We start from the raw sequence: 15,013 nt of genomic DNA on the forward strand, positions 1-15,013 counted from the left end.
CAATTAACCGAATCTTTCATTTTTTGGTGGAGCAGAATAGAATCCATTTCCTTTATTTTCATATTTATTATCAGCTTTCTCTTCTTCAAGAAATTTTGCGTTTTCTGGAAAGTAAGTTTTGATGTTTTCGTCATTATCCTTAATTCTTTCAAGCATATTTTTCATATCGTAAGAAAGTGTGTCTCTTTCTGATTCAGTTAGTGAATCAATTAAATCATTAGAGCTATTCCCTGGATCTTTAAGTGTGAAGCTATCTTTTATTACTTCATCACGAATATATTCTAGCACAGTTTCTAATTTACTCCATAAATTGCCCGTAATTTCCTTATTATCAAAAGCTTTAATTGTAATCAATTCTAAAAAAAATGATTTAGTCGGGTAATTATATTTAGTATTTTTCCACACCTTTAAAAGGCGAATAATTTTTCTAATAGATTCCTTTTCTTTAGTAGCTCTGTCTTTGATATTTTTAATTTGTGCTTGAACATTGGTTTTAATTCTTTCACTTCCTGCATCATAATTACCGTACTTATAATATACATATAAATTCAAATTTTCATCGTCACTATACTGATCTTGATTTAATTCTCGTCCAGGAACAACATCAATTTTTACGACATCCCCATCATCATCACTATGAAACTCGATTCCTACCGAAACTTTTTGCTTTCTAACCGTAGCGACATCTTTATATTTTTCATATAAAAAATCGTATGCATCATCAAACATTTCCTTCAACGTTCCCTTTGAACCAAAAGCGTTTCTCTTAAATGGTGAAACCATATCAAAATCAAATTTGGTATTCATTGCTGTATTCTTTGCGTATGAACCAGAATTAAACGGAGAATAAATATTATCCCCATAATTTTCTTCTAAAGCTTCTTTAACCTCCTTGTTCTTCTCTTTGTGCTTATTTAAAAGCTGCTCCTCTTTGGTTATTTGATGCGTTTTAATTACCGAATCTAAATGTAAGCTCTTGTCCATATTTTTTATTTTATAGGTATCATATTAATTGAATTATCTAAATTATCTTTTACAGAAGCATTTGCAATCGTTCTTAAATATTCTATATTTCCAATAGTAACAACCGTTACCAATGCACCAATTTCCCAGTCAGGATATCCCCAAGTAATTGTTTTTATAGTTTTTTTTGCTTTCAAAAAGTTAATTGCATTTGATTCAGATGTTTTTACACCCATTTTAAATGAATTATTTTCATTTACAGTATGTAACATTACATCTGTGATTCTTTCAGAGCTGTCTTTCCAAACACCTGAAATAAAATAGTCAGCTAATTTTGCCATTTTTATTAGTTTTACATGTTTATGTATCTAACAAAAATTCAATTTTTGTGCCAAACAGATAAAACACTTACCAATCTGTCAATTTGGCATTTTATTTGCTAATCTGATAAACATGTCGTACTTTTGCATCATATTTTAAAATCTATAAATTATGAGAGACTTTAAAGGTATTCTCTACTATATGATTGGTAATAGAATTAAATCCTTGAGAACAGAAAGAAGTTTAAGTCAAGAAGATCTTTCTTTACAATTAAACCTATCAAGAGCTTCAATTTCTAATATTGAATTAGGAAGACATCAAATTCCATTATTTTTACTTTATGAATTATCTTTATATTTTAAAATTGATATTCATGATTTGATCCCGTCAATTGAAGAAATTCAATCGAATTTAAACTCTAATAGTCCAGAATTATCTAAAATTTTAGACACACAAAATCTGGATTTATCACAAAAAGTAAACCTCGAAAACATATTAAACAGTATATAATATGATACTCTATAAAAAAATTGAAGAAAAAACTTTCAGTATTTTATCAGAACTAAACATTGATGCCCCAAATCAGATAGACGTTCTTAAAATAGCAGAATATTTAGGTGTTGACGCTAAACCTGCCACACTTGACAGTTCAATTTCAGGACTATTTGTCATAAAAGAACAAAAGCCATACATCAGGTATAATGAAAATGAAGCTCCACAAAGACAAAAATTCACGATTGCCCACGAATTAGGCCATTTCGTTTTACACAAAGACACTCCATTATTTGTCGATAAAAATGAGACAGTTCTTTATCGAAATTTAGATTCTACAACCGGAGAGCTTTTAAAAGAGAAAGAGGCGAATTCTTTCGCAGCGTCTTTACTTATGCCAAAAGTGTTTATTGAAGAAGAAATAAAAAAAATTCCTGCAGGCACAGATCCAATAATTTATCTTTCGGATGTTTTTAAAGTTAGTACTCAAGCAATGAACTATCGATTGAATAATTTAGGTTATTCTTTTTTAGGAATGTTTTAATTAACCTTTGAGCAATAATCAATAGGCTTGGTAATATTTTAGTGCAATTTTATAGTGATGAATTACACTTTCATTTCATAAATTAAATGATTTGCTAAGATACCAGATGGAGTCTTGCTCTTTTTATCTAATATTTCTGTATTTGCAAAAACAATAAAATTGTCTTTAGCTCTTGAAACCGCGACATTTAACATATTCGGCTTATTGTCCCTATCGAAAAACATTGTACCTGAATCGCCTTTGCCATAAACCATTGAGAATAAAATGATAGGTCTTTCGGCCCCTTGAAGTGCATGAACAGTTCCTAATTTTAATGTATCAATATTAAGCCCGGCATTTTTTAAAGCGTATCTCAAACTATTTTTTTGTCCGACAAAAGGGGTAATAATACCAATAGAATCTTCAACTTTTCCATACTTTTCTTCAATTTTACTTTTGTTCTGAACTACCCAATTAACTATTGCATTTACTTCATTATCATTGTATCTACTTGAATTTTTTACGATAGAATTTCCTTCAATGTGAATACAATACATTGGAGGAAATAGTAAATCGCTTTTTGCTGGTCCTTTAAGTGGTATCAACTTTCCATCGTAAGCAAGTACATTGCAATAATTAATTATCTCATCGAAACAACGTCTATGTTCAACCAAAGTAACACCTTTTTCCTTTACTCCAGACTGCCTAATATTAGCAGCGTTTTGAGCCATTTTCATTATACTTCCCGTTGAAGCTAGAAAACCTTTGTGATCAAACTCTTTTTCATAAATAAGATCATCATAACTTTTAATGATGTTGCATTTTTTTAAATTGCCAATATCAATTTTATTCGCTATATTCCATACAGGCTCTATTTGTTTAACGTCACCAACTATTACTGCCTGCTTAGCAAGGGAGAATATTGCAGTTCCCACCTCCGGTGCAACCTGGCCTGCTTCATCAACAATTAATAAATCTATAAAACTATAAAGTGGAGGTGTGTCAAAAATATTTTTACCATCTTCTCCCTTTTTGAAAAACCTGAGAAAACTAAAAAATTTAGGAGCCATGTAAAATGTACTTACAAAACAAGGCGTTAACATTGCTTGTCGCTGCCATCTATTTATGATTGCATCAAATCCTTTTCTTTCGAAATTTTCATCATTCAAATCAGATTCTAATTTCAATAACCATCTCCCTTCCCAGTAGTGCAAAGCAAGTTGAAATGCTTTGTGACGAAGAGAAATATCTAGCTCATCATAAAAACAATTTAGTTTGGTACCATTTTTAATTTTTAAATACTCAAATTCCCAGTATTCTTCTTCTGTTTTAGGCGGATTTCCAGTAATTGAATTAGACATTTTCCATTCTTTCCAATTATTAATAGACTCTATAATCGTTTTTGCGGTTGTTATTTTATTGTCAATCTTTTCAAGTATTGCACTTTTTGTATAAACAAATTCTTTAGTTTCACTTATTAATGAATCTCTCAATAAAATTCTAACTTCAGATAATCTATTCGCTAAAGCTGATTTCAACCCAAAATAGCAAAATAGCTTTCTAAAGAACGATTCATTATTAAAGTATGAAATAATTTTTTCTTCTAATTTATTTAAAATCTCAATATCAGATTGAAACTGCATTTCGTTTAAAATGTTTTCAGAATAATATGTCTTACGAATGCTGATATTATTTAGATAACCATTTGAAAATAGTTCTTCATTTTCTAAGTAATCTTTCCATATGTTAGATGCTTCATTTAATATTGTCTGGATATTTAAAATTTCCTTTTGGATTTTTTTTATACCATCATTAATATTTAAAATCTTATCTTCTAAATATTTTGAACACTTTTCAGTAAAATAAGGTTTTGCTATTTTTAAGTACGAATGATTTTCAACTCTATTAAACAAGCCTTCACCATTTTGCTTCTTGTAGTTTATTCCTTTTAGTTCTGCTTCTGTTTTTCCATTAGCTGGTAAATAAGTTGCATATCCTTCAATTTCTGGTAACCATCTGCCTTCTAAATTACCTGGCTTTGTATTTGATTGTGAAAAACTATCTATTATATTTGTTACTGCTTGATTATTCGTTGAACAAGCAAGAATTATAGAGGGTTGATGACCTTTTATAGCGCTTTCTACAAATTTATTAGCTACAATACTTTGCAACAAAGTCGTTTTTCCAGTTCCAGGAGGTCCATTAACTGCAAAAACTTTGTCATTCGTTTTTAAAAAGGTATTCAAACTTTTACGTTGTGATATTGAAATAGGGAAATCAAATCCCATTTGTCCTATATGCAAAAAATTTGAATCAATGAATTCAGAGACATTTAACGGATTGTTTTCTTTAGGATTATTTAGCGTTATAAATGTCTTTAGTAATTCAGGAATTCTGTCTTCTTTTAATATCTTCTCATACAAATGAATTATACCAATCGCAGCGTTTATATCTTCATCTGGCAATAAAACAATAGCATTTTTTAAAGTTTCATAACCCTCTGTTTTATAATTTTCAATCTTCTGATTTATGGCTAATTCGAAAACATCTTTTACGTAATCTATATATTCCTGATAATTCACATATCGTTCCCGACCTGCAGCAGTTGCATTATCTACATTTTCAACAGTACCAAATATAAATTCAGTTCTTTCATCAGCTAAGGGTTCTAAATACTTTCTTTGGAAAACTGGAAAATATTCTTCAGGAAGTTCTAATCCGCCATTTCTATTAAGTTTAGCAAAATACCAAAAAGGAAACTTAGGGTGTTTATCTTTTAAGAAAACTAGATTTTCGGTTGTAGGTTTTATTTTTATTGGAGAAATTAAAACTTGGATTTCATCTAAATCAACCCAATTCTCACTTTTTTTACTTAAAGCCCCTTTCTTTTTATTTATTCGTGCTTCTTCAAAATTTATCAGGTTGTTTACGCTGCTCAAATTTTCTATTTGCTGCATGTCAATTACAAAACTCTCAATTTCAAAATGTTGAAGTTTATCAATATTAATATCTGCTTTTAAGGAATCCGATAAGCTTTTTTTCCAATATGTTAACCACTTTTTATATTCCATAATTTCTGACTCTCTCAAATTTGTAATCAAATTCTGTTTCTCTTTATGATAAATATTCAGAGTTTAAAATTTTGCTCCTAAATTATAAACAAAATCTGTCATTGCAGTATTTATTTTTATGTATCCTAATCTCTAAAATTAAACACTAAAATTGTCTACAATATTAACACTAAGTAAAAATTCCTGAGTTTGTTTTATATCAAAATAATTTTGTTTCATCCATTCAATTTGAAATTTTACCGGCAGATAGATTCCCCATTTGGATATTTTTAGTGCTTCAGGATTTTGCTCTAATTCTTCAGTAATTATTTCGTCAATATTATGAGCATCTGCACGAATAAGATTTAGTTTGCCCAAAAAATCTTCTTTCGCAATTGCAATTTCAAATACGCTGGTTTTATCATCTATTGAATTTTCTATTCCTGCAGCATTAAAAAGAAATTGCAACGTACTGTTGATTTTCGTTCCTGTAAAAGAATAGAATAACAGCTTTTTATCTGCAACTAGTAAGGGTCTTTCTGATTTAGGATTCTTTATATTAAAAATGGCAAAATCATTTCTCATTTCGTCTAATTCGCCTGAAGCTTCTTCATCAAGTTCTTTAAATACTTCATCCTGATATATTATTTCCAACATTTTTTGCCTAATCGCTGGATGAACCATTCCGCCTCCGCCTGAAAACATTGGCTTTTTGCCATCGTTTGTTGGTATCACTTCAATTTTTTTTGCTTTTAAATCTACAAATCTAATCTTCCATATTTTTGCGGCCAGTAAAATATTTTCATCTTCTATAATCTGCGGACTCATTGGGATTTCACCTATCTTTATCCCTGCGTTTACCACTTTAAAATTATCTTCCAGAATAAAAGTACTGTAGAAGTCCCTATTGTTTACGATTTTTTCTCCTTCAATCCCGATAATTACTTCATTTCGTAATTTTTCCAGCAAATCGATATGGATCAAATGATTTAAAATTTCTTCAATATCAGAAATGGCAATATCATTAAAAGCAAAATTTTGATTCAATAGTTTGACTAAATCATTAAACTCAATGCCTGAATGCCCTTTTGTGATTGATAATGCCTGATGTAACAAAAGATCGTATGCAAAACTCATCGAGTCTTTCGGTTCGATAAATTTTTCTTTAAACAATAGCCAGCAAGCCAACGATTGCAGTAAACTCCATTTATTTGTAGCATATAAAAAAAGGGAACTTTTTGCACCTTCTCTCCTGCCGCTTCTTCCAATTCGTTGTATTAAGGATGCAATGCTGTTTGTAGCATCTATTTGCACAACCTGGTCAACTGAGCCAATATCAATTCCGAGTTCTAAAGTAGACGTACAGGAAATGCAAAAGTTTTGTCTGCTATTGCTTTTTGCAAAATATTCTACATATTCCCTAACTTCCTTATCAACAGAAGAATGATGTGAAAAATAATTTGCATGTCCTTTTACTTTTTCCGAGATTTTCTTTAGCTTGACTGCTACCACTTCTGCAAGACCTCTGCTGTTTGGGAATACTAAAACCTTACTGTCTTTGGTTTCTAAATACAAATCTTTTAACAGCTCTAAAGGCAATTCATCACCATCGCTTTTAAAAAATTTAAACTTTGCGTCAATTTCTTTTTGTGTACTATCCCTTAAAACTATGGTTTGCAAATTATTACCGGTAAATTTCTTTGCTTCATCGTAATCGCCTAAAGTTGCAGAAAGGCCAATTATTCTAAACTGATTTTCATTTAAATGCTGTAATCTTGACAAAATAGATTTTAATTGCACACCTCTGCCAGAACCTATAAAAGAATGAATTTCGTCAATGACCACAAATTTCACATTCGAAAACAGCTGTTTTACATTAAAAGGTTTGTTGGCAAACATAGCTTCCAAAGATTCCGGAGTAATTAAAACTACTCCGGATGGATCTTTTATTAATTTTTCTTTTGAAGTTTTATTGGCTTCCCCATGCCATTTTACAACGCTGACTTCTAAATTTTTACACAAATCCTCAACCCGAAGAAACTGATCATTTATTAAGGCTATAAGTGGCGAAATATATAAAACCTGAACGCCTCGTTCATTAAAATTTACCTGAGATAATATGGGTAAAAAAGCTGCTTCTGTTTTTCCTGAAGCTGTTCCTGACACTAAAATATAATGACTATCTGTAGTTAAAATTCTTGTAATTGCAGCATTTTGAATGGGACGCAATTGTTCCCATCGTTTATCACGAATATATTTTCGGATGGGGTCTGATAATAGTTCAAATGACATTATAACTCTTCTATACTATCCATTAAAACGGTTGTATCGGGTCTCTCGTCTGAAATTTCGATATCTCCGAATAATTTCCCTTTATCCAGATTTGGATTTTGTCTGATGATATTCAAAATGTTTAAAAAATCCCTGATAACCTCTCTGGGAGTCAAAAATTCAGAAGCTCCTGGTTTATTAAACATTTCTTCCATAAAATTCTGAATATCATCATCTGAAATATTGGTAGAAACTTTATAATTATAGTCAAAAATTTCTTTAAGTTTTTTCAATAATACAAAAACCTCATTATGGTCAAGCGGCAGTAATTTAATCACAGGCTGTGCAAAATCCCTAATTTCTGCCGTTTCAAATTTATTCGATTCCAATCTTGATTTTAAGGCATGATAACTAAACAAACCACGTCGCTCATTTTCTAAAACCTCTTTAGTCCCTGCAAAATTGATGAATAAATTACTCACTTTTCCCTGAAAACAATCGTTGTAAATACTAAGAATCTTTTCATAATTTTTCTCTCTCATTACTGATGTGGAAATTTTATACAAATTGATTGCTTCGTCTAGATTAATCATAAAACCACTGTAACCCATGCTTACAAATAGCTTGCAGAAGTTCTTAAGCATGTCATAATAGTTTAGATCATTTATTATCTCTCTTACGCCTAAATCCTGTTTGGCTTCTGTCTTGGTATTGTATTCACCTTTTAGCCATTTCAGGGCATTTCTTCTTAATTGTTCATCATTTTTAATATATCCTTCATAATATTTCATAACGACTGTTCCAAAATCAAAGCCACCCACTTCTGTGATCTCGTTGATGGTTTTTAATATATTATTTTGAATGAGACTTAAATATTTTTCATCCCGGATATTTTCAATCAATATATTATTTTCATGAGCCGTTTTCAATACAATTTGCTCAATCCATTTTTCCATCAAAGTTGGTAATGCACCTCCTTCAGGTTTGGTTTGGATGGCAACATTATCCATAATTGCCGAATAGAGTGCAACTCCTTTTCCGTCGTTTGAATAAAGCCTGTTATCGGGTGTAAAATCGGCATTAGTTACAACAAATTTTTGTTTTAATGCCACAGTATTTAAAAGATGCATCATAAAAGATTTTCCTGACCCGAAATCTCCAATCCAAAATTTGACCATGCTGTGTCCGTTTTTCACATCCTCGAGTGCGCTTACCACTGAATTTATTTCTTCAGAACGTCCAACGGTGATATGCTGAATACCAATTTTTGGAACCACGCCTCCAATTAATGAATTGATAATTGCGGTTGCTTCCTTAGGTTTAATATTGTCTATCATATTGCTAAAATTCTATTAAAATAATTTTCGTTTATAGTATATAGTTCGTCTTCTTCCTCAATTAAAATATCGTCCAGTGTATCGTAGCATATTTCATTTATGCTTTCAACCAGTTGGTTTCTAAACATTCCTTTTGATTTTACAAAAATTTCCAAATCTGTTTGAAGGATTGATAAATTTTCATTTAAAAAAATATCCAGTATTTCGAGTTGAATATTTGAAAATTTTATGGAATCATCAAATGAGGAGATTTTATTAGTTTCTAAAGCTGAAGGTATTGTAAGTACCAATTTTTCATTATCAACTATTGCAGATAAAAAATCATCTGTTTCCTCCTCATTGTCATCTTTTAAATATTCGTTCAGCAATTCAACAGTACCGGAATGTTTTTCATGTACTTCCTGAATAGCATTTCTGTCTAATTGTATTTTCTTTCGCTTTGGTGTATAAACCAACGGAATTGATTTTAAAGCTTCTTGCAGGTTTTGATCCTTTATTAGCTTATCGACAACATCCTGAAAGTTAACCAATTGTTCGCTTTTCTTAAACAGACTTTTAAGGATGGTTTTATTTAATGGTTTATTATCAAATTTTGCAGACTTAAGATCGTAATATAAATAATAAATATATAAACTAAGAGCTGCCTCATTATCCTGGTTCACCATAAACTTAGCAGCCTCAAAGAAAATATTTTCTACAGCAGGATTATTTTTATTTGAATGGCCTAAATTGACTACATCTTCGATAAATTTCTTTGAATCGTTTTTATAATTAATGGACAATTCATCCAATTTTGTTTTCCACCGTGTTGAATTAAGTGCGTTTAATTCAAGATCTGTAATCTCGTCTGGATCTAAAATAGTTGGTCTGTATATTTCTAATATTTTTTTTAATCTTAGAATTAATTTATCATCATATTCTTCTTTTATATAAGCCGATGCATACTGTAATTCAGTTGAAAGTTTCCTTTTCTGTCCGTAATTCTCCCTTACGATGTTCTCACAATATTTAAAAATATTAAAATTAATATCGTTCAGAATAGTCTGTAGCGAGTAGTTATAATTTTCAGAACCTTTTCTGTACCTATAATGCTTTTGCGCTATTATATCAGCAATTTTCGTTAATTCAATATTTAAGGATGAAGATTCCTTTTGATACTTTTCGTCTAGTTTTTTAATTACGTATAAATAAAATTTGATAATTTCCAGGCCACAAAATTCAATGTTAAAAAAGTTGTTGTTTGGATTCCAAAGTTTATTTAATAAATCGACATCATTGTTACTGAGATTAAGTTTTGTCTTGTTTTTTGTCCCTAATTTCCAATAATCAGAATTGTTTTGTCCAACATAATAATTTTCTTCTTTTCTAATTCTTTCTATCGCATTACGATCATCCCTTTCTTCCAGTTTTTTAATTAGTGATGAAAGACAATATGTTCTAGTTACAGCATAATTATTTCCCAGATCCCGCAATTGTTTTTCTAATCGCATTGGATTTCTATGATCTTGATACTCATTCAAAAAATCATAAAGCAAAACAAATGCATAGTTGTCATTCCCTTGTAAATCTGCATAGAGACCCCCTAAAAAGTTAAACTTAAATGTTTTATAATACACCCTTTGCGCATTAGTTGCAGACTTTATTTCAGAATAGGAATAAACGGGTTTATTTGCCCAGTAATGTATGGCAGAATTGTTCGATGAAAGATTTGAAAGGCTGAAAGATTCGCCTGCGACGTCAATAATTGAATTATCCATAAAAAGGAATGTGAAGTAGTTTTGTAATCAAATATATTTTAATTTAATATTATCTAATGCTTTTAAATGAAAAAAAATTACAATAAATCATCAATTAAGTCTGAAAAATCAAATTCATGTATTAGCGTAATAGTATGTCCTTCCTTTCTTAAGCTTATGGCTTTCTCTACTTTTCGTCCGTAACAGGAAAATACCCATGCAGGATTACCATTATCACCCACAATTAAATAATCTGTCTTTTTAGAAATACTTTCGGTTGGTATTCCGCCTAATTTAATGATATCTCTTTGAAGATTTTCTCTATTTCCTCTTTTAAGAACTCCGGTTATGCAAAAAGTTTTGCCTTCAAACGTAACGTCTGGTTCGCTTGTACATAGTCCTGAAATATTTACATCAATAGTTTCATCCTGAATTTTTTGTCTGATTTGATCATCCTGAATGGCAGCAAACTGTTTAAAATAAGCCATTAAAACAATCTTTTCTTCATCATCTATTCTGTTATCAGCTAAAACAGAAAAAACTAAACTTCTAATTTCATCATAAGGATAATATGAATTTAGATGTTCGTTTTCATCCAACCATTCTTGAAGACTATAAATTTCTTTATCACTTATAATTCCATCTGCTAATATTCCATGACAAATTCCTTGTAGAATCTGTAAATCAGAAGTTACAGTACTATAATAATAATCGTCGTTCTCGTATTTCTGACACAACCAATATAAATCTTCTATAGTTTCTTTGGGCGGAATCTTATTTGAAATAGAATTTTCTATAACCGTCATAAACTCGTTAAACGGATTACGATTAATTAGCTCTTTATGAACCGCTACCCACTTACTAAGTTCTATAATTTCTTTTTCAGTAATTTCATTATCAGACATAATTCCCAGCAAAAGTCCTTTTAGAGAACTAATAGCTTTATCTGCCTGAGATTTTGAAGTCAAAACTTTTAAAAGTTCAGTATTGATATTTTTCATAATACATTTGTTTTTCTTACAAATATGAAGTTTTATGCGATTTAATTTTTAATGACTTAGACTTAAAAAACAAATCTAAATTTTCAAACAAATATTAGTTTATTCCTTAAACAAAATTTACGGAAAACCATATTTTACATTTGTAATTGATTGCGAAAAATAGAAAAAAGTAAACAAGGAATAATCAGTATTTATACCTGATTTTACGGAATGTGTTTAAGCGTAATTTTAGAGCGACTTAATCTATCATTTTCGCTTTTTTCTAAAACAAAAAAGCCACTCGATGGAGTGGCTTTTGGTGAACGCAGAAGGATTCGAACCTTCGACCGCCTGCTTAGAAGGCAGGTGCTCTATCCAGCTGAGCTATGCGTCCATAATTTCAATTTTCTAACCTTCTGTTTAGAAGGAAGTTGCTTGATCTGCAACGATATTAACAAAAAAACCACTCTGTCGAGTGGTTTTGAATGTGAACGCAGAAGGATTCGAACCTTCGACCGCCTGCTTAGAAGGCAGGTGCTCTATCCAGCTGAGCTATGCGTCCATTATCTAATTGTAGTCGGGGTGGCAGGATTCGAACCTGCGGCCTCCTGCTCCCAAAGCAGGCGCGATAACCGGGCTACGCTACACCCCGAGGCAAAATTTAAGCGGAGAGACAGGGACTCGAACCCTGGCGACGGTTACCCGTCGACAGATTAGCAATCTGCTCCATTACCGCTCTGGCACCTCTCCAAGCTCAAGGAAACGTGTCCTGTTTTGCGGTGGCAAAGGTATGACAACATTAGATATCTCACAAGTATTTCGACGCTTTTTTTTGTTTTTTTTTGATCTTTTTTCTAAAACACTTAACAATCAAACAAATAGAATTAACAAAAATTTCATCTTAAATTTAAAATTCAATCCAATTCACTCAAAATTTGAATTTGTATAAATAAAGATTAAATTTGCTTGATTAACTAATATCACACAGAAAATGAACAAAAGAGTTGTTATCGTTTCTGCCGTTAGAACACCTATCGGAAGTTTCATGGGAGGTTTATCGACCGTACCCGCACCAAAACTAGGGGCTGCCGCTATAAAAGGAGCTCTTCAAAAAATTAACCTGGACCCAAAATTAGTTGATGAAGTTTTCATGGGCAATGTAGTACAAGCCGGAGTTGGACAAGCGCCAGCACGTCAGGCTGCACTTTTTGCCGGTTTATCTGAAAACGTTGCTTGTACAACTATAAACAAAGTTTGTGCTTCGGGAATGAAGGCCGTTATGTTCGCTGCTCAGGCAATTGCTTGTGGTGATGCCGAAATCGTAGTTGCCGGAGGAATGGAAAACATGAGTTTGATTCCACATTACGTGCAAATGCGTAACGGAAACAAATTTGGTCCTGCGACAATGCTGGACGGAATGCAAAAAGATGGTTTGACTGATGCTTACGATAACAACGCAATGGGAGTTTGCGCTGACTTATGTGCATCAGAATACAAAATCACACGTGAAGATCAGGATAATTATGCCATTCAATCTTACGAAAGAAGTGCAAAAGCCTGGGATGCCGGAAAATTTGATGCTGAAATTGTACCCGTAGAAGTACCACAAAGACGCGGAGAACCGGTTATCGTTTCTAAAGATGAAGAATATACCAATGTAAAATTGGACAAAATACCTTCTCTAAGCGCTGTTTTTACTAAAGACGGAACTGTTACTGCTGCCAATGCTTCAACGATCAATGACGGAGCTGCTGCATTAGTTTTAATGTCGGAAGAAAAAGCAATCGCACTTGGATTAAAACCACTTGCTTTCATCAAAGGATATGCAGATGCGGCTCAGGAGCCAAAATGGTTCACTACAAGCCCTGCAAAAGCATTACCGAAGGCGTTAGACAAAGCTGGAATCGCAATTGGCGATGTTGATTATTTCGAATTCAATGAAGCTTTTGCTGTTGTTGGTTTAGCCAACTCACAAATCCTTGGACTTGATAACGATAAAGTAAACGTAAATGGTGGTGCTGTTTCATTAGGACATCCACTAGGTTGTTCGGGAGCCCGAATTATTGTAACTTTATTGAATGTCTTAGAACAAAATAACGCTAAAACCGGAGCTGCAGCAATTTGCAACGGTGGTGGTGGTGCTTCGGCTATTGTTATCGAAAGAGCTTAAAAACATATTACATTAGGAGTTATTTACAACCAAAATAACTCCTAATTTTCAACTTATAAAAGACCTTAAATGTTCGGAATTTGCAATCTAGCTATAGTACCCGTTCGATCTGAACCAAGTGACAGAAGTGAAATCGTCACACAACTTTTATTTGGTGAGCACCTCGAAATATTAGAACGTCAAAATCAATGGGCCCGAATAAGAATTCAATTTGATGACTACGAAGGCTGGGTCGATTCAAAACAGTATCAGGTTATTTCTGAAGCTAATTTCAATCAATTAAGCAATGAAGCTATTATTCTAAATGCCGATCTGATTGATTATATTACTACTCCTGATACCAATTTATTGCTACCAATTCCGCTTGGGGCTTCTTTGTCTTTTTTGAATAACAGTGAAATCAATACGAGTAATTTCGATTTTGAAGGCACCAAAACAAGTGGCGTAAAACCCAAAAGTGCTTTAATAAGTACTGCTTTTATGTACCTCAACGCTCCTTATCTTTGGGGTGGAAAAACTCCGTTTGGCATTGATTGCTCGGGATTTACACAAATGGTATACAAACTTAATGGTTACAAAATACATCGCGATGCTTCACAACAAGCTCTTGATGGCGAACCTTTGAGTTTTATTGAAGAAAGTGAAGTCGGTGATCTGGCCTTTTTCGATAATGACGAAGGAAATATCACTCATGTAGGCATCATTATGGAGAACAATTACATCATTCACGCCAGTGGAAAAGTACGTATTGATCGCTTAGACCATTTAGGGATTTACAATCCGGAAACCAACAAACACACGCATAAACTTAGGGTTATTAAGAAGATTATATAATTTTTTTCTTTTGCCACGAATTTCACCAATTACCACATTTTTTTTTGCCACTGATTAAAAGGATTTCCACAGATTATTTAATTATTTTAATCCTTTTGTTTTTTACGCAGATTCACTTAGCCTGTTTGCTATACTCAAACTGCTTTTTTTATTGTCTTCCGCGAAAATCCGCAAAATCGGCAAAATCTGCGTGCTATTTTATTTTACTAACATCCCGAAAAAGTTAACAACTCTTTGTCAAAGTCCCAAACGAACTTTTTTGAAATCTGTGGTAAAAAGACCTCTGTTTTATTTAAAAATTAACCTCATACTCCATCATTTAAACGAGTAAAAATT

General features: G+C 32.0%; 11 protein-coding genes and 4 tRNA genes. 4 read left to right on the top strand and 11 right to left on the bottom strand.

Annotated features, from left to right (window positions below; genetic code table 11):
• Nucleotides 1-3 precede the first annotated feature (3 nt).
• Nucleotides 4-984: a nucleotidyltransferase family protein gene (locus LNP23_RS19610; protein WP_230002521.1), complete on the bottom strand. Its 981-nt coding sequence runs from the start codon at nt 982-984 to the stop codon at nt 4-6.
• 5 nt (nt 985-989) lie between these two features.
• Entirely contained in the window at nt 990-1,304 is a 315-nt protein-coding gene (locus LNP23_RS19615; RefSeq protein ID WP_230002522.1) for a DUF3892 domain-containing protein, read from the bottom strand.
• 151 nt (nt 1,305-1,455) lie between these two features.
• Here LNP23_RS19615 and LNP23_RS19620 point away from each other — a divergent pair, with 151 nt between their 5' ends.
• Nucleotides 1,456-1,794: a helix-turn-helix transcriptional regulator gene (locus tag LNP23_RS19620; protein WP_230002523.1), complete on the top strand. Its 339-nt coding sequence runs from the start codon at nt 1,456-1,458 to the stop codon at nt 1,792-1,794.
• A gap of 1 nt (nt 1,795) precedes the next feature.
• Nucleotides 1,796-2,320, top strand: coding sequence for an ImmA/IrrE family metallo-endopeptidase (locus tag LNP23_RS19625; RefSeq protein ID WP_230002524.1), 525 nt, complete (start codon nt 1,796-1,798; stop codon nt 2,318-2,320).
• A gap of 62 nt (nt 2,321-2,382) precedes the next feature.
• Here the strand turns inward: LNP23_RS19625 and LNP23_RS19630 are convergent, their stop codons facing one another.
• The 9 genes from LNP23_RS19630 to LNP23_RS19670 form a co-directional block, all read right to left on the bottom strand.
• Nucleotides 2,383-5,370, bottom strand: coding sequence for a DEAD/DEAH box helicase (locus LNP23_RS19630; RefSeq protein WP_230002525.1), 2,988 nt, complete (start codon nt 5,368-5,370; stop codon nt 2,383-2,385).
• A 138-nt stretch (nt 5,371-5,508) separates the two neighbouring features.
• Complete coding sequence (locus tag LNP23_RS19635) at nt 5,509-7,641, bottom strand: DEAD/DEAH box helicase (RefSeq protein WP_230002526.1); 2,133 nt, start codon at nt 7,639-7,641, stop codon at nt 5,509-5,511.
• Nucleotides 7,641-8,957: an ATP-binding protein gene (locus tag LNP23_RS19640; RefSeq protein ID WP_230002527.1), complete on the bottom strand. Its 1,317-nt coding sequence runs from the start codon at nt 8,955-8,957 to the stop codon at nt 7,641-7,643. The genes LNP23_RS19635 and LNP23_RS19640 overlap by 1 nt, the downstream gene beginning before the upstream one ends.
• On the bottom strand, nt 8,954-10,714 hold the full coding sequence (locus LNP23_RS19645; protein ID WP_230002528.1) for a tellurite resistance TerB C-terminal domain-containing protein: 1,761 nt from the start codon (nt 10,712-10,714) through the stop codon (nt 8,954-8,956). Before LNP23_RS19645 ends, LNP23_RS19640 begins: the two co-directional genes overlap by 4 nt.
• 77 nt (nt 10,715-10,791) lie before the next feature.
• Nucleotides 10,792-11,694, bottom strand: coding sequence for a BRCT domain-containing protein (locus LNP23_RS19650; protein WP_230002529.1), 903 nt, complete (start codon nt 11,692-11,694; stop codon nt 10,792-10,794).
• A 296-nt stretch (nt 11,695-11,990) separates the two neighbouring features.
• Nucleotides 11,991-12,067 (bottom strand) — tRNA-Arg (locus LNP23_RS19655).
• Nucleotides 12,068-12,161: 94 nt separating this feature from the next.
• A tRNA-Arg gene (locus tag LNP23_RS19660) sits at nt 12,162-12,235 on the bottom strand.
• A gap of 15 nt (nt 12,236-12,250) precedes the next feature.
• Nucleotides 12,251-12,325, bottom strand: a tRNA-Pro gene (locus LNP23_RS19665).
• 14 nt (nt 12,326-12,339) lie between these two features.
• A tRNA-Ser gene (locus LNP23_RS19670) sits at nt 12,340-12,423 on the bottom strand.
• A gap of 241 nt (nt 12,424-12,664) precedes the next feature.
• On the opposite strand from LNP23_RS19670, the gene LNP23_RS19675 reads away from it, so the two are divergent.
• Both LNP23_RS19675 and LNP23_RS19680 read left to right on the top strand, forming a co-directional pair.
• Nucleotides 12,665-13,843: an acetyl-CoA C-acyltransferase gene (locus LNP23_RS19675; RefSeq protein ID WP_230002530.1), complete on the top strand. Its 1,179-nt coding sequence runs from the start codon at nt 12,665-12,667 to the stop codon at nt 13,841-13,843.
• Nucleotides 13,844-13,912: 69 nt separating this feature from the next.
• A complete protein-coding gene (locus tag LNP23_RS19680) occupies nt 13,913-14,677 on the top strand; it encodes a C40 family peptidase (protein ID WP_230002531.1) in 765 nt (254 codons plus the stop codon).
• The last annotated feature ends 336 nt before the right edge of the window (nt 14,678-15,013 follow it).

Origin of the sequence: Flavobacterium cupriresistens (assembly GCF_020911925.1) — a bacterium.
In the GTDB taxonomy this organism is placed as follows: domain Bacteria; phylum Bacteroidota; class Bacteroidia; order Flavobacteriales; family Flavobacteriaceae; genus Flavobacterium; species Flavobacterium cupriresistens.

Bases quoted from the DNA above. Each gene is read 5' to 3' on its own strand.
- LNP23_RS19610 (WP_230002521.1), bottom strand. From the start codon at position 984: ATGGACAAGAGCTTACATTTAGATTCGGTAATTAAAACGCATCAAATA.
- LNP23_RS19615 (WP_230002522.1), bottom strand. From the start codon at position 1,304: ATGGCAAAATTAGCTGACTATTTTATTTCAGGTGTTTGGAAAGACAGC.
- LNP23_RS19620 (WP_230002523.1), top strand. From the start codon at position 1,456: ATGAGAGACTTTAAAGGTATTCTCTACTATATGATTGGTAATAGAATT.
- LNP23_RS19625 (WP_230002524.1), top strand. From the start codon at position 1,796: ATGATACTCTATAAAAAAATTGAAGAAAAAACTTTCAGTATTTTATCA.
- LNP23_RS19630 (WP_230002525.1), bottom strand. From the start codon at position 5,370: ATGGAATATAAAAAGTGGTTAACATATTGGAAAAAAAGCTTATCGGAT.
- LNP23_RS19635 (WP_230002526.1), bottom strand. From the start codon at position 7,641: ATGTCATTTGAACTATTATCAGACCCCATCCGAAAATATATTCGTGAT.
- LNP23_RS19640 (WP_230002527.1), bottom strand. From the start codon at position 8,957: ATGATAGACAATATTAAACCTAAGGAAGCAACCGCAATTATCAATTCA.
- LNP23_RS19645 (WP_230002528.1), bottom strand. From the start codon at position 10,714: ATGGATAATTCAATTATTGACGTCGCAGGCGAATCTTTCAGCCTTTCA.
- LNP23_RS19650 (WP_230002529.1), bottom strand. From the start codon at position 11,694: ATGAAAAATATCAATACTGAACTTTTAAAAGTTTTGACTTCAAAATCT.
- LNP23_RS19675 (WP_230002530.1), top strand. From the start codon at position 12,665: ATGAACAAAAGAGTTGTTATCGTTTCTGCCGTTAGAACACCTATCGGA.
- LNP23_RS19680 (WP_230002531.1), top strand. From the start codon at position 13,913: ATGTTCGGAATTTGCAATCTAGCTATAGTACCCGTTCGATCTGAACCA.